Below are 21,594 nucleotides of genomic sequence, written 5' to 3'. Positions count from 1 at the left end.
TCCTTGATTTTATTTGACAGTTTCCAAAAATGCTTTAGAATAGATTATAGAATTATAGCAATAAAGGAGGAATCTCTTGTGATGAAAAAGAAAATTGTCGCCTCTCTTTTATCATTAAGTATGCTGGCTTGTGCTTTGGCATCAACATATATAGTCAATGCTACTGATTTTGAAGGTCAAGAATCCAAATATATTAAATTATGTTCTTCTTCAAAATTAACGAGCAATCAGCAAACAACATGTAAAGAGTTTAATAGTTATTTATATGAAAAAAATAAAGAATTAAAACAAGAAGCTTCTCAGGCTAAAAAAGAAGCTGAAGATACAAAAGATGATCTTGCAAAAATTGCTGATCAAATTTCACAAATTGATACCAAAATAGAATCAGCTCAAAGTGAGCTTAACTATGTTCAAGATAGTATAGATAAACTCAAAAAAGAAGTTAAAAAACAAAGTGAACAACTTCAAGAACGTTTGTATAGTATGCAAACAACTTTAAATTCTCATATTTTTACAACTTATATTTTTGGAGCAGACACTTTTTCTGATTTTATGAGTCGTGTCATTAATATCAAAGAAATTACAAATTATGATAATGAATTGATTGCTCAAATTAATGAAAATTTAAAAGAAGTTGAAAAGCAAGAAACAACTTTAAAAAATCTAAAGGATTCTTTAGAAGCTGACAAAAAAGAACAGGCTAATCTACAAAAAACATTCCAAGCTAAACTGACTGAACAAAATAAAACAATTGCCAACAATAATTCTGAAGCAGCAGCAAATCAAGAATCTATTGAAACTATCCAAAAGAATTTAGCAGCCATTCAAAAGGCATCAAATGCTTCAAAGGTCAATAATGTCACACAGGCAACACCAAATAAAAAGCCTTCTTCTCCATCTGGTTCTCAATCAACACAAAAGCCAAGTGAAGATCAAAATGAATCTAATCAAAGCAATTCAAATCAAAATGATGAAAAAGAAGATAACAATAATAACAATGAAAACAATAACAACAATAATCAGGAAAACAACAACAATACAACCCCTGGTGACAGCCTAACATCTAGTGAAGAACTTGGTTTAGCCATTGCAAATAAAGCTTTATCACGTCAAGGTTACATGTATGTATGGGGTGGTGGACACAGTTGGAGCAGTATTCAAAATCCTAATTGGACACAATTTGATTGTTCTGGATTAGTCAATTGGTCACACTATCAGGCCGGAGTCAACTTAGGACGTATCCATTATACTGGTTCACTCATCAATGCTGGAACAGGTATATCAAGAAGTGAATTACAAGCAGGCGATATTATTCTCTTTAGTAGTAATGGACAAGCCAGTGGTGTTCACCATGTAGGTATTTATATTGGAAACAACCAAATGGTTCATGCACCATCTACGGGGCAACCTGTCCAAGTCGCTAATTTAAGTTATAGTTATTGGCAAAATGAATGGTATACTTGCCGTCGTTTATATTAGACATCCTTGAGATGTCTTTTTTTCATGCAAAAAAGCGATATTTTCTATCGCTTTTACAATCTTAAATCTTTATTTTTAGATAACAATGATGCTGCTGCCTCATCACAAATCACTGTAAAATTAGGATGAAGTTTCAAAATCGTTGCAGGAACTTCTTGACTGATTGGTTCTTCTATAAAACGCTTGAATATCTCTGCTTTTTCTTGACCATCTACAATCATCACTAAATGTTTAACACGCATTAAACTTTTAGCTCCCATTGTAATCGTATAAGGTTGTCGAGGTCTTTCACCATAAGTTGGATTCACTGCTAATTTATCTTTATATTCCATACAGTAAGTGTAACTGTCAAACTGCGTACAACGTGGACAGTTACCACAAAAATGGCCATCATGTCCAAGCCCAAGCACCATCACATCTATGCCTCCAGCCTGTCTAATCTGCCAATCATAATCCTGCCAGTTATCTAATGAAATACGGTGGATATGTTCTTTAGAAATATGTGCTGGTTCAAAAAACATTTCTTTCATCTCAGCCCAGTTTGTTCCATATTTTTCACCTATATATGGATTTTCATCAAATAAATAATATTCAATATCTTTAAATTTTTCTTGATCTTTAATGAGTGGAATCATCATCTTATATAACATACGTGGAGTTCTACCAGAAGTTAAAGAAATATTCACCCTCTTATCTTGCAGCATAGCTCCAAGCAAAATATACATAGCACTTTCACTCATTGCTTTCAAATCTTTTTCAATAACCAATTTCATAATAACATTCTCCTTTATCTCTTTTTCTCTTTTTTTATGAACATTCCTATTGTCAGTCCAATCATCATTCCTAAACTAATTCCTAAAGCAACACCTAAATCACGAAATAATATGGCTCCAGCACATATTCCTAGTCCTATGCCTTCTGACATATAATTTTCATTATAGATTTTATTATTTTTACGATAATAAACAAAAATAGTCACCAAACAAATTCCCATAATAATAAAATACCAAATAATTGTCATCAGCATCACTCCTATGCACCATGATTTATAGCTTCATCAACAAAACTTCCAATCTTGGGATTAAAACAATACCTTTTCACTTTTTTATTTATACAACTCTAAACTTTTCTTACTACTTAAAAAGCCTTATTTTCAAAATAGAGACTTGATGAACATATACTGAATCATTATCAACTCTCATATGTACTACTCAAAATCATTATTTTCAGACTCCCACTGTTATTCTTTCTATATTTATTTTACTCTTTATTTCTTTGACTATCAATTCATAACTATCAGTCATATAAAAATTTCATATTCATCCACTTTTATGAACATTCTATAGCTTTACACAATAAACAAGCATCATTTTTATTATAAATATATTGTAAAAAAATAACCACATCAAATGTGGCTATTTATGATATGTTTCATGTCTTATAATTTTAAATGCACGATAAATCTGTTCAACTAAAATCAAACGCATTAATTGATGTGGAAAAGTCATTTGTGAAAAGCTAATACGTGCATTGGCTCTTGTTAGTACATCTTCTCCATGTCCCAATGATCCACCAATGACAAAATCAATCGTACTTTTTCCATTAATCATACAATCTTCAATACGTTCAGCAAATTGAATTGAATCTAATTCTTTACCTTGAACATCTAATAAAATCATATAATCATCTTGTTTAACTTTATCTAAAATACGTCTTCCTTCTTTAGATTTTACAATTGTTTCTTCAGCTAATGAAGGATTGTCAGGTATTCTTTCATCTGCAACTTCAATCACTTCAATATCTGAATAAGCTGATATTCTTTTTAAATATTCTTTGATTCCATCATCTAAATATTTTTCTTTTAATTTTCCAACACAAATCAATTTAATTTTCATAGTTTCCTCCTGATACAACGTCAATTTGACTTGCTACTTTTATATTTGAAAAAGCAATATTTTCCTTAGCAAATATTTGTTCATATGTTGCAAGAGCTTTTTCTTTTGTATTTGCTTCCTGTGATAAATGAGCTAATACTATTTCTTTTGTATTGTCCCCTATCATTTCACACATTAAATGCGCACTATATTCATTATTTAAATGTCCTTTATCATTAAGAATTCTATTCTTTAAAAACATCGGTCTTTTTGTCGCCATCAACATTTCAATGTCATGATTACTTTCAATGATATAGTAATCTAAATTTTGCATATATTGACGATTTTTTTGTGACACATAACCCGTATCAGTCATATATAATAACTTTTCATTCTGACTGGAAATCACAAATCCAATAGGATCACTGGCATCATGTGATGTTCTCAATGTTAAAACATCAAAGACACCGAATTGACGATGCGTATAAGGTTCTAATGTGTGATATTCATCTAAATCCTTAATATTCTTTTTAGCACTATAAATTTTTCCTGTATCAAAAATATGAATATTTTTATTATGATCATAATGATCATGTGTTAAAAAGACATAAGTAATATCTTCTTCATGAAATCCTAACTGATTTAATTTAAATAAAAGTTGTTTTCTAGTAATACCACAATCAATCAATATCCCACATTGCTGATCATAAATAAATGTAGCATTACCTTTTGATCCACTTGCTAAAACATGAAATTCCATAGTTCAACTCCTTTGTGATTCTATTATACAAATTCAACCATAAAAAAACAACTTTTTCATATATGAAAAATTTAACAAGAAATTAAAAATGTGATAAAATAGTAGTATCAAAGGAGGGGTATTTTATGCCTAGAATTATTACTATTGCAAGAGAATACGGATCTGGTGGTCGTTTAATTGCACAACGTGTTGCAGAAAAATTAGGAATCTTTTATTACGATAATGAAATTATAGATCTTGCTGCCAGAGAATTGGGATTTGATGTTGATACAATTCGTAAAGTTTCTGAAGAAAAATCATCAAGTTTTATGTATACTCTTTCTTCGACTGCTTTTACCCTACCATTAAACGATCAGGTTTTTGCAATGCAGTCTAAAATCATCCGTCATATTGCTGAAAATGATACATGTATTATTGTCAGTGGTTGCGCTGATTATATTCTAGAAGATTTTGATGATGTTTTAACTGTCTTTGTTCATGCACCATTTGAATCAAGAGTAAGACGTGTTAAAGAAGACTATAAAGAAAAACACGAAGATTATAAAAAATTTGTTATGAAAAAAGATAAAGCAAGAAGTAATTATTATAATTATTATACGACTAAAAAATGGGGTCAATTAAAGAATTTTGATTTAACTATCAATAGTGATTTTGGTATTGAAGAAGTGGCTGATATTATTGTTGCTTTATATAAGAAAGGTGAACATAAAAATAAATAATAGTGAAAAAGAAAAACCTGCGTAAGCAGGTTCTTTTTATTTAAGTCCGTATTTTTTATTGAATTTTTCTACACGTCCATCAGCACTAGCAAATCTTTGTTTTCCTGTATAGAATGGATGACAATTTGAACATGTATCAACACGAATTTCGTTTAATACTGATCCAGTTTCAAATTCAGCACCACAAGAAGTACAAACGACTTTTACTTTTTTATAATCTGGATGAATTCCTTTTTTCATTTTTCATTTCTCCTTCCGCCTTGAAATATTTGCTACTTCAAAGTAAGTTGCTCAATTATAATATCATTTCTTGACGATAAAAACAATAGTTTTTTTATTTTTTATTCATCAATATGATATCTTGTAATATGAGCACCTAATGTAATTAATTTATGATCAATGTTATCATAACCACGATCAATATGATAAACGTTTGTAATTTCAGTTCTTCCTTCAGCAATAAGTCCAGCAATAACCAAAGCTGCACCACATCTTAAATCAGTAGCCTCAACTCTTGTTCCATGCAATGGTGTTGGACCATGAATCACACTGGCAGCTTCTTCTAAATCAATATGAGCTCCCATTTTATTAAGCTGTGGACAATGTTTAAAACGTTCAATATAAATCGTTTCTTTCACATGCGAATCACCTTGTGCCTGTGTTAAAAGTGTTGTTAAAGGTTGTTGTAAATCTGTCGCAAAACCAGGATAAATCTGCGTTTTAACATTAACTGGTTTTAAAGCATCATCTCGACCATAAACAACAATACTATCTCCTACAACATCCATTTTAATTCCCATTTCTTTTAACTTTGAAATTAAAGCTTCTAAGTGTTGAGGAATAATATTTTGAACAATAACTTTTTCACCCGCTGCTGCAGCAATAATCAAGAATGTTCCAGCTTCAATACGATCAGGAATAATTTCATGAAAAGTTCCACTCAGATGATCAACTCCATCAATCGTAATTGTATCCGTTCCTACACCTCTGATTTTTGCTCCCATTTTTGTAAGCAAATTGGCAACATCAATAATTTCAGGTTCTTTCGCTGCATTTTCAATGACTGTTTTTCCTTGAGCACGCACTGCTGCCAACATAATGTTGATTGTTGCTCCAACAGAAGCAAAATCTAAATAAATAGAATTTCCTACTAATTCTTCTGCTTCTAATAAATACGTATCATCTTCATATGTGATTTTTGCTCCTAAAGCTTCAAATCCTTTTAAATGAAGATCAATAGGACGTGGTCCTAAATAACATCCTCCAGGCATTTTAATTTTGACTCTTTTATATTTTCCTAGTAATGCTCCCATAAAATAATAAGAAGCTCTTAACTTGTTCACTGCATCACTTACTAAAGGTATATCTTCCATATGAGTTGGATCTACTTTAATACGTTCTCCATCTATTTCTACATCACATTTTAATTCTCTTAAAAGTGTTGCTAAAGCTGCAACATCTGAAATTTCTGGGACTCCTAATATTTCTACTGGTCCATCTGACAAAACTGCTGCTGGAATCAATGCTACTGTTGCATTCTTTGCTCCGCTAATTCTTACTGTTCCATTTAATTTATATCCACCATCAATCGCAATTACTTCTGCCATGTGTTTATTTCCTTTCTACTTATTTATATATATCTAATCAATATTTATGACACTATTTCTCTTTTTAATGAGATTATACACATTTATATCGTTAATATCAAAACAATTTCAAAAAATTTTTCGACTTCATTATATCATTCAAATGGATATATCACAATCTTATTTCATATTTATTTCTAATAAAATATCTCTATTATATTAATACTTTTATAAATCATTTTATTGCATTTATTTCAAAAAAATTCTTTACACTTTATTTGAGAGTGCTATACTTATAGTATAGTCAAAAATGGTCCGTTGGTGAAGTGGTCAACACACTAGGTTCTCATCCTAGCATTCAGGGGTTCGAACCCCCTACGGACTACCAGTAGAAATCAAAAAAGTCCGATAAAATGGACTTTTTTTCATTTTAAAAGTACCCGCGACACTCATACGACACTTATTTAGAAAAAAAACATAGTTTATGACTACTTGTTTATGCTCATCACAATTATAATAGACATTCTAAATCCCCCCAATCTTTTCAACATGCGTCTTGATCGTTCATCATTTTTTTCACTAGCAATATCATCAAGATCCATTATGCATTCGATAATATCTTTTGTGTTATCTAACTTTATACTATTATTATTTATACAGCATCTTTGAGCATTAACACATCTCAATATATAATCAATCATGCTCATATCATTTTCTAATGCATCATTCATTATTTTTTCTCTTCTTTACTGACTCTTAATTCAATTCGTTCTTCTCTCATCATATTACATCTCCTCACATTTTATCCCTAGTATGCATTTTTGTCCGTACATATTCAATATATACAGATATATTCACATATTATTATCTTGATTTTAATAATAATATATTTTTATATCTACTGATTTTTAAATATAAAAAAATAAAAGGAGTTGAAAAACAACCCCTAACATATTATTTTACTTTCAATTTTAATGATGATTTAATAAATACAGCTTCAGTAATTGTTATTAGTTTATTATTATCATCTATAATATACGAAAAAGCTAGTGAACGTATATAAAACGACCTTACAATATCATTGTTATGAATAAATGGATATAATCTAGGATTTTCTTTTAAAACATTTATTTTTTCCTGTAATTCATCTTTGATTCTCATTCTATTTTCTAATAAAAACATACTGACTTCTGTAGAAACAATAACCTTATACACATTAAAGCCCTGATTCTTCCAAAATAGTAAAAAATTCTTCTTCAGTATGTGTTTTTATTTTTCCTTCTTTGATGAGCTTATATTTTTCTAAAGTTCTATTCTCAAATTCTTTATCAATACTATCATTATAAATTTTTATCATTTTTGTTAATAAATCTGTAGGTATTTTAGAAATACCATTAGAAGTTGGAAAATCATTTACATTCAATTTAGAATCCATGAATATCACCTCTGCTTATAATATACCATAATATCAAAGAAAAATATACTCTTAAATGAGAGATAAAACATATGACATCGAATATCAAGGAAAGATCTTTTTTATCCACATATTTAGAAACTGTATTTATTATAATATCATTAGTATATATCCAATTAAATTAAAAAGAATTGAAAAAATATTTTTAAGTCTATATTAAAAGTAGTTAAAATTAAAAATTTACATATTAATTTACGATACTCATTTAGAAAAAACATAGTTTATAACTTCTTATTTATGATGATTATTTATATAAGTATAAAAGCAACTTAATTGACGTTCAAAAATACATTAAAAATATTCCTCCAATCATAATATCGTCTAGGAATAAAATTTCATTTTTCAATTGACGTATTTTTATCATCTTTTCAATTTGCATTATCATTCTTTGTGGCACACTAGAAGTGGGAACTATATGAGTAAATAAAAATACTCAAAGAGAAAGAGAACTGCGCCAATAGGACTTTAAATAATTGAAGGGTCCAGATTTTAATCATTGATCTTTAAAACATCTATAAATACTAAAATGATAATATGTATATTTCATTGCGAAAATAATTTTTTACTCATATAATAAAGAATAGAGATTATAAAATCAATCTATATGAAATGAGATTTGACACTCATATCATTTATAATTTAAATTAAAAAAAGAATCACGAATGATTCTTTGATAACTCTATGGCTGGGGTACTTGGATTCGAACCAAGGAAATGTCAGATTCAGAGTCTGATGCCTTACCACTTGGCTATACCCCAATCACAAAATCTATTATATATCTTTTTTTTAAAGGAGTAAAGAAAAAAATGAAAATACGCACACGTTTTGCACCTAGCCCTACTGGTTACATGCATATTGGTAATTTAAGAACAGCTTTATATTGTTATTTAATCGCCAAAAAGAATAATGGAGATTTTATTTTAAGAATTGAAGATACTGATCAAAAAAGAGAAGTCAGTAATGCCAGTCAATTGATATATCAGACTTTAGAAGAAACAGGTCTACATTATGATGAAGGTCCTCAAATGGGTGGTCCTTATGGACCATATATCCAATCACAAAGATTAGATATTTATCATCATTATGCTCAAGAATTAATTCGTAAAGGTGGTGCTCATTATTGTTTTTGTTCAGATGAAATCAAAGAACAAGATCCTTGTATTCATTTAAGTGATGAAGAAATTCAACAAAAGATTCAAAATGGTACTCCTTATGTTATTAGACAAACCATTCCTCAAACAGGTATAACGACTTTTGATGATGAAGTCTATGGACATATTGAAGTTGAAAACAAAACCTTAAATGAAGGTATTCTCATTAAAAGTGATGGCTATCCTACATATAATTTTGCAAATGTTATTGATGATCATCTCATGCACATCACTCATGTTGTAAGAGGAAATGAATATCTTTCCAGCACTCCTAAATATAATCTGATTTATCAGACATTAGGTTGGGATATCCCCACTTATATTCACCTTCCTACCGTCAATAAAGATGAAACACATAAATTAAGTAAACGTGATGGTGATGCATCTTATTATGATTTAAAAAATCAGGGGTTTTTAACTGAAGCTATTATGAATTATATTGCACTTTTAGGATGGGCTCCTGAAGGTTGTGAAATCTTATCTTTAAATGAATTGATTGAACAATTTGATATTCATCATATTTCTAAAGCTCCTGCTATTTTTGATATAGAAAAATTAAAATGGATCAATGGTATGTATTTACGCAATATGCCTTTGCAGGATTTTCATAAACTTTTATTACCACACTATTCTTTTATTCATCAATCTGTTAATTTATTAGAAGTCTCTCGTGTCCTACAACCTCGTTTACTTCAGGTCAATGATGCAATCATTCAAGAAACATTAGACTTTATCAATCAGGCATATCCATTTGATATTCAAGTCTATTCTCATAAAAAATTTAAAACAAATCCTGAAAAATCACTCAATGCTCTCTTATTAGTACAAAACCATTTGCATGAAATATCAGATTTTCAAAATGATGAAAATATTCTTCAATTCTTTATCAATCTTGCTAAAGAAAATGGTATGAAAAATGGTCAAATCATGGAACCTGTCAGAGCTGCCTTAACTCATAAACGTTCTAGTGCTGGTGGTGCCGTTGAACTAGTCCACATATTCGGAAAAGAAGAAACATTAAAACGTCTTGATCAGGCTATTCAAAATCTTAAAGATTCTCTATAAATACAGATAATTCATTTACTTCACAGATAATCTTTCAATAATATGAACACTTAATAACTCTGTGGTTGGAATATAATCCTTTCTTTGAATACGATCAACCAGTCTGTGTACAGCCTCTTTTCCCATACTTTCTTTTTGAACTTGTAATGTTGTTAAAGGGGGAATCATTTTTTGTGCTAAAGGTATGTCATCAAATCCTGTTACTCCAATATCATCAGGAACTTTCAAACCTAATTTTGTTAAGGCCTGTATAACTATAAAAGCATTTGAATCATTAGCACAAATAAGTACTTCAGGTAATTCTTTCGATTGTAAAAGAGATACAATACAATCTATCTGATGGTGAAGAATGTACTTTTCAATATTTTCTAAAAAAGAATATTTTTGAATATATTGTTCATCACAATACCCATTGATCAAATGATGATGAATAAGCGCTTCCTTATATCCTATAAAGCGATCTTGAAAACTCAAAGAATAGTTCAAATCACCAAAAAAGCCAATCTTTTTGTATCCTTTTTGAATAACATAGTTTGTAATCATATACCCACCTTGTTTATTATGAGTGAGTATACAATCACAAGCATCATACAATGAAGTAAAATCAACTAATACAATTGGTATTCCTGTATTTTTTAATGTTTTTAGATTTCCAGAAGAGATTTTTCCAACAATCAAAATACCTGCTACTTTTCTTTCTAAAATACATTCAGGGATATCCATATTGGCATCTTCAAAATAGTGCATAATGGAAGAATAGCCTAAAATCTTAGCCTCTTCTACAATAGATTTTAAAACAATGGAATAAAAATGACCTGCATCTGCATAATAACTTTGCATCATAATACATATATTTGATCTAGAAAAAACAGATAAATATTTTCGCTTTTCATTAATATATCCCATTTCATCAGCCGTACGTAAAATAAGCAAACGCATTTGATCACTCACACCTGGTTTATCATTTAAAGCAATGGATACAGCATTAATCGAAATATTCAATTTTTCAGCGATATCTCTCATTGTTACCTTCATCTTTAATTCCTCTTATTCTCATTATTATTTTCATTATATCTTTTTAAAAATATTTTATAATTGTTTTTATCTTTTATAGTATATCATTATCAAATAGAAAAAACCATGTCGTTATGATATGATGTCCGCCCTTAATAAAATACTGTTAAGGGCGGTTACCATATCAATTATAACATGGCTTTTTTATAATTCTTCTCCATTTGTTTCAATGACATGTTTGTACCAATCAAAAGATTTTTTCTTCATTCTTTTCATATCTTTTAAATCATTATTTTTACGATTGACATAAATCATCCCATATCTTTTATTCATATTAGCACGGCTGCTTAAAATATCAACTGGTCCCCAGACAAGATATCCTCGACAATCCACACCTTCTTCAACTGCTTTTTTCATTTCTTCAATATGCTTACGCATATAATCTATACGATAATCATCAATGATTTCACCATTTTCATTGATTTCATCATCACAACCAAAGCCATTTTCAACTACATAGATAGGCATTTCATAACGATCGTATAATTGACGTAAAGTAATTCTTAATCCAACAGGATCAATTGACCATCCAAAATCAGACATTTCCAAATATGGATTTTTCTTAATTACAACATCATTGACATTTGTTAAACTTTGTTCTCCATAATGAGAAATTGTAGACATATAGTAACTGATAGATAAATAATCAGTTTTTCCTAATTTTAAAATATCTAAATCTCCATCAAGAATTTCAGGCATTGTTCCTTCATTTTTCATATTTGCATAATAATAAGAATTATAATGTCCTCTTGCAAATACATCTAAGAAAACATAAGCTTCACTCTGTGCTTTCATACTTTCAAGTGTATCTAAAGGATGACAAGTTTCAGGATAACTTTGAACAACAGTGGCCATTCCCATGACTTTTCCACCTTTTTGGTGAATATAATCATTAACTAAGCTATGTGCAATCAAAGTATTATGCATAATTTGATTATCAAATGTTTGTGGGTTCATCCCTTCAGGACATACTCCACCAAAAAACATTTTAGGTCCTTTTTGAAGAATTCCATTTTGTTCATTAAAAATAATCCAATAATTAACCTTATCATTATATCGATCTACAATTTTTTTGCATAATTCTACAAAAATATCAACAACTTTTCTATTCGCAAAACCATTATATTTTTCTTGTAAATAAACTGGCATTTCAAAATGATATAAAGTTGGAATAGGTTCCATTCCTCTTTCTTTTAAGGCATCAATAAATTCATCATAAAATTGAAAACCTGCTTCATTATAAGTATTTTCATCACTCATCAATCTAGACCAGTCTATAGAAAAACGATAAGCATTAAATCCCATTTCTTGAAATAAGTCAAAATCTTCTTTATATCTATGATAACTGTCAATACCATCTTTAAAATCTGAGAAAACACCTGTTACAGTTAAATCACAGACAGCTGGAACTTTTCCTCCTTCCTGATAAGCTCCTTCACTTTGATGAGCAGTGACTGCCCCACCCCATAAAAAATCTTTTCTTAACATCGTTCATCCTCCTTTATTTTACTTTTATTTTTTCATCAATTTACTTGAAATTCAATGAAAAATAACTTGAATTTTTAATAAAACTATCTTGTATAATTAAACATTTTCCCATCATATTTTTCATTCAATGTCTGTTGACTGGTAAAAACACACGAAAAATTGTCATGAAAAACATGAAATGAATCCAATGGCTTGACTATGTCTAAGATTTTTTGATTGATTTCTTGAGATATACCCGTTTGCTGGCAAACTTCACATTGCTCATCTGTTTTATAGAAAACATGAACTTGATCAAAAATAATTTTGATTTTCCATATATAAGGTCTATGAATATTTTGTATTTCTTTTTGTACCTGGTTTAAAATTCTTTTTCTTATTTCATCTTCCAATGTATCATAACTGATAATCGAAGGACACTTTGTAGATATATGATGTTTTTGACAAAGTAATAAGAATTGTTCACGAATTTTCTGTTGCTTTGTTTCATCAAAATTTATACCATTCTTCATTTTTTGTTGATCATCATGATTCCATAATATAAGTTTCAATCTGGATTGATTATCATGTGTCTGATCATAAATAAAATCATAAAGTTTTAATTGAAAAACCTGCTCAAACCATTGTTCAAATTCTAATAAAAATAAACTTTTCTGTTCTGGATGACACAGTAAATTGAATGCATGTTGATATTGTTGTTCATTTAAAAGCATAAAAACACCTCTTGTCTATTATACAACAAAGAGATGTTTTTATCTCGATTTTATTTATTTTTAGTCTAAACTCTTTGACATAATAACAAACAAATCTCTTAATTTTGAACATGATGATGAAACGTTGGAGAAGTTTCATCTAATACCTGAAAAACATATCCCTGCTCAATGAGATAATCTAAAATATCTGGCAGTGCCTTGACAGTATTTTCTTGTGTTCCACTATCATGCATCAAAAACATAATATCTTCTCGATTCCCAATTTCTTCAATAGCTTTCTTTTTAAGACCATCTACCGTTTTAATCCCTTCTCCATCACCATTAATAGAAGTCCAATCATAATATTGATATCCTAAATCAATAACCTTTTTTGTTAAACGTGTCATGATACCATCATTATATTTCTTAGAAACAAGATTACTGGAACCACCTGGAAAACGTATAAAATTCACATTCTTCCCAATTTGTTGATAAACAACATCCTTAATTTTATTTAAATCACTTATATAATTTTTTAAAGAACTATAAATATATTCATAATCATGACTATATGTGTGCAATCCTATTGTATGCCCTTTTTGATATGCTTCTTTAATATAATGAAAATCTTTAGGGGAGGTTCCTGTCACAAAAAAAGTTGCTTTAATATGATATTGATCTAGAATTTCTAGAATTTCTTTGGTATTTGATGATGGACCATCATCAAAGGTTAAATAACACGTTTTCTTCCCATCACTTAAAGCTTCACGATTATCATATTGACTTAAAACTTCAATCTTTCTTATAAATGTATCCTCATTACCCGATTGATCCTTAACATGATAATAAACTTCATATTCACCAATTTTACGAATATTCAATTTAGAATCATCAATGGTTAATACTGGTGAATCATCATGATCATCTTTAACAATGACATCTTTTTTTAAATCAATTTCATCTCCAATCAATAATGTAATGGGTGTCAAACCACTCACTACTGGTGGCTGTTCATCTTTTGCCTGAACTTGTACATAGGCACTTTTCTCTGATTTATTTCCATAACTATCTTCCACAACAACTACAACTTTATAAGTTTTCACTTCATGAAAAGTATAATTTTGTTGAAAATAAACTTCTGTTTTAGAATCATCACGAATGTTTTTAACCAATTCTTTTGCAGATATTGTTTCATCTTTCAAAATTGTCTTATTTTGTGTTTCAAATTGTGGAGGTAACATATCATCAACATAAACAATTAAAGTAAAAACTTTTTGATGATAAGAATAGACTATTTTATATTGACCAAGTTGACTATTATCAACTTGATTATCAATCTTGATTTCATCTTCTTCGATATGTGAAAGTTTTTCAATATATTGTAGCGGTTCAACTTCCTGATATAATGCTAAATGAATTTCTTTATCTACAAAAGTTATACGTGGCTGTAAAAACAGATAAACAATTAAGACAATCAAACAAAATACAAAAGTATAAAAAAAGACTTTTTTCATATGTATCACCAAGATACTATATGAATGAAAAGTCTTTTTTAGTCCTCCTGTTGAAAATATTCTTCAATGATTTGTCTTTCACTAAAAGGTAATGGTTCTTCATCCAAAATCTGATAATCTTCATGCCCTTTTCCTAGACACAAAATAATATCATGAGCTTCAGCATGCTCAAGAGCATAATGAATGGCTTGTTGACGATCTTCTATAACAATATATTCCCCATTTTCTTTATTGATCCCCTCAATAATATCCTGACAGATTTTTTGTACTGATTCGCCACGTGGATTATCTGCTGTTAAAATAGAGAAAGCATGATATTTTGCGACAATTTCTCCAGCTCCATAACGTCTATGCACATCTCTATGTCCACCTAATCCATAGACACAATAAATACGGTGAGGATGATATTCACTCATAGTCGATAAGATACTATCAAAAGATAACGCATTATGTGCATAATCAATAAAAACTGTATATGGACGAGGAACTGGTACCATTTCTACACGTCCTTTTACACTGACTTGTTTTAAAGCTTCTTGGATATAAGGAACATCTATATCTAAAAGATGACATATCATAATTGCGACTAATGAATTATAGACACTAAATTTTCCAGGTGTATTCGTTTGAAATGATGCTGAAATGACACCATTTGTATCAAATGTCACACCTAATATATTATCTTGACGATAAAGATTGATGTTGCAAGCCTGTAAATCACTTTCCTGATCTATAGAATAAGTTTGAATCTGACAGTGAGCACGATCTATCATATCTAAATAATGTTCATCATCCTTGTTGAATAAACCAATGCGACACATTTGAAACAATTGTTTTTTACATGACATATAATGTTCAAAAGAGCGGTGCTCATTTTCACCAATATGATCAGGTGATAAATTCGTAAAAACACCTATATCAAAATCAATACCTGTTACACGGTCTAACATAAGTCCCTGTGATGAAACTTCCATAACACAATATTCACAACCAGCTTCTACCATTTCATGCATTAATTTTTGCAGTTCAAAAGATTCAGGTGTAGTATTCTTTGTTTTCCTAAATTCACCATTTACAATAGAACCAATTGTTCCAATAATGCCTACTTTTTTATGAGCCTTTTCTAAAATAGAAGCCACCATATAAGATGTTGTTGTTTTCCCTTTGGTTCCAGTAATCCCGATGACTTTCATTTGACGACTTGGATGATGAAAGAAAGCACAAGAAAGTAACGCTAAAGCCTTTCTTGCATTATCAACTAATAAATAAGTGATTCCCTCCTGATATTCCACTGGATGCTCAATCACAATAACCTTTGCACCTTTTTGAATAACCTGATCAATAAAAGAGTGTCCATCAACCTTTGCGCCAGGAATACAAACAAATAGACTGCCTGATTGAACTGTTCTGGAATCATAATCTATTTGTGAAACTTCTTCATCTAAATGTCCTTGAATGAACTGATAATTCATTTCATCTAGTAATTCATTTAATTTCATTTTCCTCACCATTCCTCATTTGATATCTATCTTTAAATTTGAGATATTTGTAAATCCCCATTTTTTATGTAATTTAATTTTCTAAATGCTTTATACATACTATAACAAACAACCATTGGCAAAACAACATCTATCAAAAACAGTGGTATCCAATAAGTTGTTGCCATGATTGAAAATGAATCCGTTAATCCTAATAATCCTGTTAGTCCCATAGCTGAACCTTGAACATTGCAACGTAAAGAAAAAAGCACTGAAATCATTCCACTTAACATACTGGCAAGTAGTGGTGGTATCCATATAACAGGTCGTTTGACAATATTTTTAAACTGTAAAAGACTTGTCCCTAAACCAATAGCCAAAACTTCACCAAAACGATTATCATTCATTGACATCACAGCAAGTCCAATCATTTGACTACATACTCCAGCCAGTACAGCTCCTAAAACAACACCATTAAAATCAACCATTATACTTGTTAGAAGTAAAGATGAAAGTGGTGATGTTGTGATGACACCAGCTAATAAAGCAACTAGCATTCCCATTAAAACAGAAGGCATAGTCGCACATTGTTTCATTACACTATTGAGCCAGAAAGAAATTTGATGCATAAATGGTCCTATAAGCCAGACAACCAAACCAGCACAGCCAATTGACATAACTGGTACCAGCCAAATATCAAAAGGTGTTTTTCCCTGTACCAAACGCCCTACTTCAATTGCTAAAATGACAGCTATATAAGCTAACAATGGATTCCCCGTCGCAAGCGATATCTGACCGCCATCTACAACAATTGTTCCGGCACCGATCGTTCCAGCCAGCAATGCCGTCAACAAATTCATCCCTCTAGCATCAATACATAAGCCCATTGCAATACCAATGGCAGGTCCCATTAAATAACCAAGCATGACTCCCCATTGATAAAGCATATTGATATGAATAGCCGTCCCAATCTGTTTCAAGATGATACCAAAGACAACACTCACAAAATAGCCATATGCCAATCCATTCAATGTTCTTACAATATAATTTTCATGTCTATTTCTTGCCATCCTGTTTTTCCTCTTTTCTTTGATGATTCATTAATGCAGGGAAAGCTTTCATAATACGACGCTCACTCATAGATTTATCATGTATCCATTGACGATAACTTGAGATATCATTTTCTTTCCATAAATCCATTAATTCATTAAAACTGTGTTTACTTTGTTCAACATCATCAATCAATTTTTGCATTGATGATTCTATATCCTTCATAAATTCATCTAAACGTTCATCCAAATGTGTTAATGATACGACTGTAAAAATAAGATCAATGATAAATATTGTCGTTAACATTGTTGCTATCACAACCAATGTAATTAAGCCATGTTGCATGATTTTTTCTAACAAATAAGGTTGAACAAATTTCACTGCAACAACACTAAAAACACCAAAAACTAAAAAACCTTCTAAACAAACTCTTCCATTAACATGAAAAGCTTTATCAGAATAATCCCACCATCTTCTATGATAAAGTTTCTCCATAGCCCATGATGTTATATATTCAATCACACAGGCCACAAATGCTCCTTCAATAAAAACAGATAAATAACTTTCATTAGCAGAAAATAAAAGAGAGACAGTGATGGCTCCAAAACCATATATTGGAACAATAGGTCCATTTAAAAAGCCACTATTTTTAATTCTATGACGCGTCATAATTGGACATATCAAAGATTCCCAGATCCATCCTGCAAAACCATATATATAAAAAGTTACAATATAAGCACTAATATATTTTTCCATAATAAACTCCTTATCTAGAAATATTATACTTCGTTTTTATGATTAAGCAAGAAAAAAACTGCTTACGCAGTTTCATTGATATTGAATATTTTGTTGTCTATTTAATGGGTAGATGGATAATTGTGAAGCAGAAACTTTATTTTTCATTTGAATACAATGAATTTGATTATTTTCATATGTCTTGTAATAATAAGCCCCTTCATTCATACTCATACAACAAGAATAAACCGTATAATCATCCTGATTTTGTGCTGTTTTCACTGAACCTTTGACCATTGCTACAGCATCTAAAATATGAAAAATCTGACTGATATTCTCTTCTTCTTTTTCACTCATCACAGCATTTTCCTTTAACCACAATGTTTTCACAAAACGTGAAGCAGGTGAAAAATCACCAGGAATACCGATTGTCCCAAATCCGTTTCCATAAGGCTTCAATGATTGGTCCGTTAAATGATCTTGAGGATAAGAAGATGTTAAATGCATATAGTTATGGACATTCCATTGATGAAACGGATAAGGTGGATTGTTGGTTAAAATATGAAAAGCATCTTGATAAACCTGCAATCCTGATTCTGTTGATTCTAGAATCAGACTCTCTTTTTGATCGGCAATGATCCAATGTAAAGGTGCTAAAGGTAATTTTTCGTGGAATGGAATATCCAAAAGATGAAAATGATCAATGACCTTTTTGACCTCTTGTACGCTTTGATATTGCCCTAAGATATAGGGAATGAGTTCATAAGGCGTTATATTGGTTTTGTTGGCCTGTTCAGGAAAATAACGAGCATTCCCTGGAAAATATAAGCCAGCCATGCATAATCCCTTTTCATTCATAGCTTCAGCATATAATGGATAGTTTTCCATAACCGTTGCCATACCAATCATTGCATATTGATTTTTAAACAATGTTCCATTTTTTAATGGAAAAGAATAATGTCTTGGTGTCAATACAACCTGTTCACCAAATGTTGTTTCCAGATCTAAATTTCTACCAAAATACCCATTTAATTGAAATGCTGTACACATATCAAAATCACCTCATTACCATTATAGACCAATTTCTATCAAATAACAAAAAAACCTATATTGATATATAGGTTACATACATAATGGTGGAGCTTAGCGGTACTGATTCCAGTAAAGCTAAATCTCCAACTATTTTTTTGATAATATTTTTATCTATTTAAATTATAGCACAATAATCATCAGTTTTCAATCTTATTGTTTAAATTCTCTATTCTTAATGAAATTACATAATATATAATTATTTAAAAATATATTTTCAGTTCAATACTTAAGCCACTAAAACATCAATCAGATAAACGATATATTTTAATAGTTTTACATTTTATAATCATTGGCACATTATTTACAAAATATAAATAATGTTCAAATCCATTTGATAAAACAATGCATTCAGAAATAAGTATTGCATCAAACCCAAATTCTTCATTAAAATCTTTCTGTAAAGAAAAATAATAAACTGCCTCATATTTACACAAAAATCTCTTTTCATCATACTCCAAAATCATTTCAATGTTTGCTAATCGTTGATCATGTTCATCCCAAAAAATATCCATTGAAAATTTTTCAATAGTATAATCATTAATCATTCCATTTTTTAAAATATGATATGTTTGTTCATCAAAACAATCACGATTCTTTTCAAGATAATTTTCATATTCCAAAAACTCATTATTAAGTTTTTTTAATGATGAATCTTCATCAAAATAACTTTTCAAAAATCTCATCAATCATTCTCCTATATAGCCAACAACAATGATCCCCAAGCACCAATACTACCTAATGAAAAAATCATCAAACCAACAACAGAAACAAATATCGCAATTGCAATAATTATATCAGTTGTCTTTTTTAAATTTAGTTTTTTCGCTTTTATTTTGCTCTTTGCTTCTTTCATTTTTTTTAAATCACTTTGACCTTTTTTATAATCTTTAAGATTTCTTGCTTTTTTTTGAATATCTTTAGGTACTCCTGCTGAACCTAATGTCTTGCCATGAGATTTACTACCATCCACACTTTCAACACCTTTTACCTTGCCTTTTTCAACATGTACATGAGGTTTTCCAGCACCTGTATGAGGCTTATCTACTCTTGCTTTCCAACCCTTACCTAAATCATGCCATTGACCATAACCTCTCGTGACATCAGTAACTTCAGGAGTAAAATAAAATGATTCAGTTACTTCTACATTAGATAATAATTCCTCTAACTTATCTATATCATTTTCACTGATTTCTTTTTGATTAATAATACCTTGAATCTCTTGTATAACATCTATCTGCTCTTTTGCCTCTACTTGAGAACAACTAGCAATAAACATTGTTAATGAAAAGACTGCAATAAAAAACCTTTTTATATAACTCATTGTTTCCATCCTTTATTAAATTTTTTTGTGTACACAATGGTTATATTATAGCAAACTTTTTGCATCCGTCAATTCAAATACACTCATGTAAAATAATATTTAAAATACAATATAAGCAAACAAAAAATTAATTGTTAATTTAATTTTTCAATTTTTCTTTTCTACAAATACAATTCTTATTACTTTCACTTATATTACTATATACTTTTTTATCTAACATACAATAATCACAAACCTGCTTTCCTTCAGGAATCTGCATTCCACAACATACACATTTATTACTACTAAAATAAATAATCTCTTTCATGTATTCTACTCAACTCCTTAAAATAATATAAAAAAGAAGATTTAATTCATTAATCATTTAATGATTCTTAATTAAATCTTCCTTCCATTTTTAATCTTGTACTTCAATAACAAGTTTTAATCCTAAATTATTAAAGATCTTTATCAGTGTTTCAATTTTAGGTGAAATCTTATAAGTTTCAATTCTTCCAATGGTTGACTGTGGTACATGGCATCTTAGAGCAAGTTCTTTCTGACTTATCCCTAAACTATGTCTTCTATCTATAATTGTCGCAACAATATCTGAAGCCTTTTCTATCTCAGTAATAAGTTCATAGCCATATTCATCTTCATTTTTTATTTTTTCTTTATATTCATTCCATGATGTCATAACCTATCACCCTTCTTTCGATTCAAATAATCATCTCTTTCATTTTTAGCTCTCACAATTTCTTTTTTTGGTGTTTTCTGTGTCTTTTTACGAAAGTGATGTAATAAAACAAACTGATCATTATCATAATAGAAGTAAAATATCCTATTAAATCCTGGTCTTAATTCCCATATACCATCTTCAATAAATTTTGTATAATTATCACCTAATCTTGTGCCAACTTTAGAAAGCAGATCAATATAAAACAAAATCCAATGTCGTCAATTTAAAATGGTAAAAGGATATGTTTAGCCAATTTAGTATCTAATCATATCCTTTTTGTGTTTGAAAACGCTAAAAAAGCGTACAAATACCCCTTGATTTTTGATG

General features: G+C 29.7%; 25 protein-coding genes and 2 tRNA genes. 4 read left to right on the top strand and 23 right to left on the bottom strand.

The window, feature by feature from the left end; translation table 11 throughout:
- Nucleotides 1-81: 81 nt before the first annotated feature.
- The gene (locus B5E48_RS04600; protein WP_143747006.1) at nucleotides 82-1,479 is read left to right on the top strand and encodes a C40 family peptidase; all 1,398 of its coding nucleotides are present in this window, start codon (nucleotides 82-84) and stop codon (nucleotides 1,477-1,479) included.
- 53 nt (nucleotides 1,480-1,532) lie between these two features.
- Here the strand turns inward: B5E48_RS04600 and B5E48_RS04595 are convergent, their stop codons facing one another.
- From B5E48_RS04595 to B5E48_RS04580, 4 genes are all read right to left on the bottom strand, one after another.
- The gene (locus tag B5E48_RS04595) at nucleotides 1,533-2,252 is read right to left on the bottom strand and encodes a glucosamine-6-phosphate deaminase (RefSeq protein WP_087244794.1); all 720 of its coding nucleotides are present in this window, start codon (nucleotides 2,250-2,252) and stop codon (nucleotides 1,533-1,535) included.
- Between the two features lie 14 nt (nucleotides 2,253-2,266).
- Nucleotides 2,267-2,500: a hypothetical protein gene (locus tag B5E48_RS04590; protein ID WP_087304230.1), complete on the bottom strand. Its 234-nt coding sequence runs from the start codon at nucleotides 2,498-2,500 to the stop codon at nucleotides 2,267-2,269.
- A gap of 394 nt (nucleotides 2,501-2,894) precedes the next feature.
- A complete protein-coding gene (rlmH, locus tag B5E48_RS04585) occupies nucleotides 2,895-3,374 on the bottom strand; it encodes a 23S rRNA (pseudouridine(1915)-N(3))-methyltransferase RlmH (protein ID WP_087298189.1) in 480 nt (159 codons plus the stop codon).
- Nucleotides 3,364-4,113 carry an MBL fold metallo-hydrolase gene (locus B5E48_RS04580; RefSeq protein ID WP_087244797.1) on the bottom strand — a complete coding sequence of 250 codons (750 nt, stop codon included), beginning with the start codon at nucleotides 4,111-4,113 and terminating at the stop codon, nucleotides 3,364-3,366. The genes rlmH and B5E48_RS04580 overlap by 11 nt, the downstream gene beginning before the upstream one ends.
- Nucleotides 4,114-4,238: 125 nt before the next feature.
- Between B5E48_RS04580 and B5E48_RS04575 the strand changes: the two genes are divergently transcribed.
- On the top strand, nucleotides 4,239-4,832 hold the full coding sequence (locus tag B5E48_RS04575) for a cytidylate kinase-like family protein (RefSeq protein ID WP_087244798.1): 594 nt from the start codon (nucleotides 4,239-4,241) through the stop codon (nucleotides 4,830-4,832).
- 36 nt (nucleotides 4,833-4,868) lie between these two features.
- Here B5E48_RS04575 and rpmE read toward each other — a convergent pair whose 3' ends face one another.
- Nucleotides 4,869-5,072 (bottom strand): 50S ribosomal protein L31, encoded by a 204-nt coding sequence (rpmE, locus tag B5E48_RS04570; RefSeq protein ID WP_087244799.1) that lies wholly within the window; start codon nucleotides 5,070-5,072, stop codon nucleotides 4,869-4,871.
- A 101-nt stretch (nucleotides 5,073-5,173) separates the two neighbouring features.
- Nucleotides 5,174-6,439 carry a UDP-N-acetylglucosamine 1-carboxyvinyltransferase gene (locus B5E48_RS04565; RefSeq protein WP_087244800.1) on the bottom strand — a complete coding sequence of 422 codons (1,266 nt, stop codon included), beginning with the start codon at nucleotides 6,437-6,439 and terminating at the stop codon, nucleotides 5,174-5,176.
- 291 nt (nucleotides 6,440-6,730) lie between these two features.
- Here B5E48_RS04565 and B5E48_RS04560 point away from each other — a divergent pair.
- A tRNA-Glu gene (locus B5E48_RS04560) sits at nucleotides 6,731-6,806 on the top strand.
- Nucleotides 6,807-6,906: 100 nt separating this feature from the next.
- Here the strand turns inward: B5E48_RS04560 and B5E48_RS04555 are convergent.
- From B5E48_RS04555 to B5E48_RS04540, 4 genes are all read right to left on the bottom strand, one after another.
- The gene (locus tag B5E48_RS04555) at nucleotides 6,907-7,149 is read right to left on the bottom strand and encodes a hypothetical protein (RefSeq protein WP_087304229.1); all 243 of its coding nucleotides are present in this window, start codon (nucleotides 7,147-7,149) and stop codon (nucleotides 6,907-6,909) included.
- A 223-nt stretch (nucleotides 7,150-7,372) separates the two neighbouring features.
- Complete coding sequence (locus tag B5E48_RS04550; RefSeq protein ID WP_143747005.1) at nucleotides 7,373-7,633, bottom strand: hypothetical protein; 261 nt, start codon at nucleotides 7,631-7,633, stop codon at nucleotides 7,373-7,375.
- Between the two features lies 1 nt (nucleotide 7,634).
- Entirely contained in the window at nucleotides 7,635-7,853 is a 219-nt protein-coding gene (locus B5E48_RS04545; protein ID WP_087304227.1) for a hypothetical protein, read from the bottom strand.
- 721 nt (nucleotides 7,854-8,574) lie between these two features.
- Nucleotides 8,575-8,650 (bottom strand) — tRNA-Gln (locus B5E48_RS04540).
- Between the two features lie 48 nt (nucleotides 8,651-8,698).
- Here B5E48_RS04540 and gltX point away from each other — a divergent pair.
- Entirely contained in the window at nucleotides 8,699-10,108 is a 1,410-nt protein-coding gene (gltX, locus tag B5E48_RS04535; protein WP_087304226.1) for a glutamate--tRNA ligase, read from the top strand.
- 15 nt (nucleotides 10,109-10,123) lie between these two features.
- On the opposite strand, the gene B5E48_RS04530 is transcribed toward gltX, so the two are convergent.
- The 13 genes from B5E48_RS04530 to B5E48_RS04475 all read right to left on the bottom strand — a co-directional run bounded on the left by B5E48_RS04530 (nucleotide 10,124) and on the right by B5E48_RS04475 (nucleotide 21,473).
- Nucleotides 10,124-11,143 carry a LacI family DNA-binding transcriptional regulator gene (locus B5E48_RS04530; protein WP_087304225.1) on the bottom strand — a complete coding sequence of 340 codons (1,020 nt, stop codon included), beginning with the start codon at nucleotides 11,141-11,143 and terminating at the stop codon, nucleotides 10,124-10,126.
- 183 nt (nucleotides 11,144-11,326) lie between these two features.
- Nucleotides 11,327-12,670: a glycoside hydrolase family 1 protein gene (locus B5E48_RS04525; protein WP_087304224.1), complete on the bottom strand. Its 1,344-nt coding sequence runs from the start codon at nucleotides 12,668-12,670 to the stop codon at nucleotides 11,327-11,329.
- Between the two features lie 83 nt (nucleotides 12,671-12,753).
- Nucleotides 12,754-13,380: a hypothetical protein gene (locus tag B5E48_RS04520; RefSeq protein WP_087304223.1), complete on the bottom strand. Its 627-nt coding sequence runs from the start codon at nucleotides 13,378-13,380 to the stop codon at nucleotides 12,754-12,756.
- A gap of 98 nt (nucleotides 13,381-13,478) precedes the next feature.
- Nucleotides 13,479-14,873: a polysaccharide deacetylase family protein gene (locus B5E48_RS04515; RefSeq protein ID WP_087244808.1), complete on the bottom strand. Its 1,395-nt coding sequence runs from the start codon at nucleotides 14,871-14,873 to the stop codon at nucleotides 13,479-13,481.
- A 38-nt stretch (nucleotides 14,874-14,911) separates the two neighbouring features.
- On the bottom strand, nucleotides 14,912-16,372 hold the full coding sequence (locus B5E48_RS04510; protein ID WP_087244809.1) for a UDP-N-acetylmuramoyl-L-alanyl-D-glutamate--2,6-diaminopimelate ligase: 1,461 nt from the start codon (nucleotides 16,370-16,372) through the stop codon (nucleotides 14,912-14,914).
- A gap of 32 nt (nucleotides 16,373-16,404) precedes the next feature.
- Nucleotides 16,405-17,421 (bottom strand): PTS sugar transporter subunit IIC, encoded by a 1,017-nt coding sequence (locus tag B5E48_RS04505; RefSeq protein WP_087304222.1) that lies wholly within the window; start codon nucleotides 17,419-17,421, stop codon nucleotides 16,405-16,407.
- Nucleotides 17,408-18,157, bottom strand: a complete 750-nt coding sequence (locus B5E48_RS04500; protein WP_087244811.1) for a putative ABC transporter permease — start codon at nucleotides 18,155-18,157, stop codon at nucleotides 17,408-17,410. Before B5E48_RS04500 ends, B5E48_RS04505 begins: the two co-directional genes overlap by 14 nt.
- A 72-nt stretch (nucleotides 18,158-18,229) precedes the next feature.
- A complete protein-coding gene (bsh, locus tag B5E48_RS04495) occupies nucleotides 18,230-19,186 on the bottom strand; it encodes a choloylglycine hydrolase (RefSeq protein WP_087304221.1) in 957 nt (318 codons plus the stop codon).
- A 284-nt stretch (nucleotides 19,187-19,470) separates the two neighbouring features.
- Nucleotides 19,471-19,911, bottom strand: coding sequence for a hypothetical protein (locus tag B5E48_RS04490; protein WP_087304220.1), 441 nt, complete (start codon nucleotides 19,909-19,911; stop codon nucleotides 19,471-19,473).
- Between the two features lie 11 nt (nucleotides 19,912-19,922).
- Nucleotides 19,923-20,549, bottom strand: a complete 627-nt coding sequence (locus B5E48_RS04485; protein WP_204209766.1) for a hypothetical protein — start codon at nucleotides 20,547-20,549, stop codon at nucleotides 19,923-19,925.
- 139 nt (nucleotides 20,550-20,688) lie between these two features.
- Entirely contained in the window at nucleotides 20,689-20,856 is a 168-nt protein-coding gene (locus B5E48_RS13575; RefSeq protein ID WP_158094034.1) for a hypothetical protein, read from the bottom strand.
- A gap of 90 nt (nucleotides 20,857-20,946) precedes the next feature.
- Nucleotides 20,947-21,225: a helix-turn-helix transcriptional regulator gene (locus B5E48_RS04480; protein WP_087304218.1), complete on the bottom strand. Its 279-nt coding sequence runs from the start codon at nucleotides 21,223-21,225 to the stop codon at nucleotides 20,947-20,949.
- Nucleotides 21,222-21,473, bottom strand: coding sequence for a type II toxin-antitoxin system RelE/ParE family toxin (locus tag B5E48_RS04475; RefSeq protein WP_241146922.1), 252 nt, complete (start codon nucleotides 21,471-21,473; stop codon nucleotides 21,222-21,224). Before B5E48_RS04475 ends, B5E48_RS04480 begins: the two co-directional genes overlap by 4 nt.
- Nucleotides 21,474-21,594 lie beyond the last annotated feature (121 nt).

It is taken from the genome of Massilimicrobiota sp. An105 (assembly GCF_002161155.1).
Lineage (GTDB): Bacteria > Bacillota_I > Bacilli_A > Erysipelotrichales > Coprobacillaceae > Allocoprobacillus > Allocoprobacillus merdigallinarum.
The sequence above is the reverse complement of the archived record's forward strand: the minus strand, read 5'-3'. Positions and strand labels throughout refer to the sequence as shown.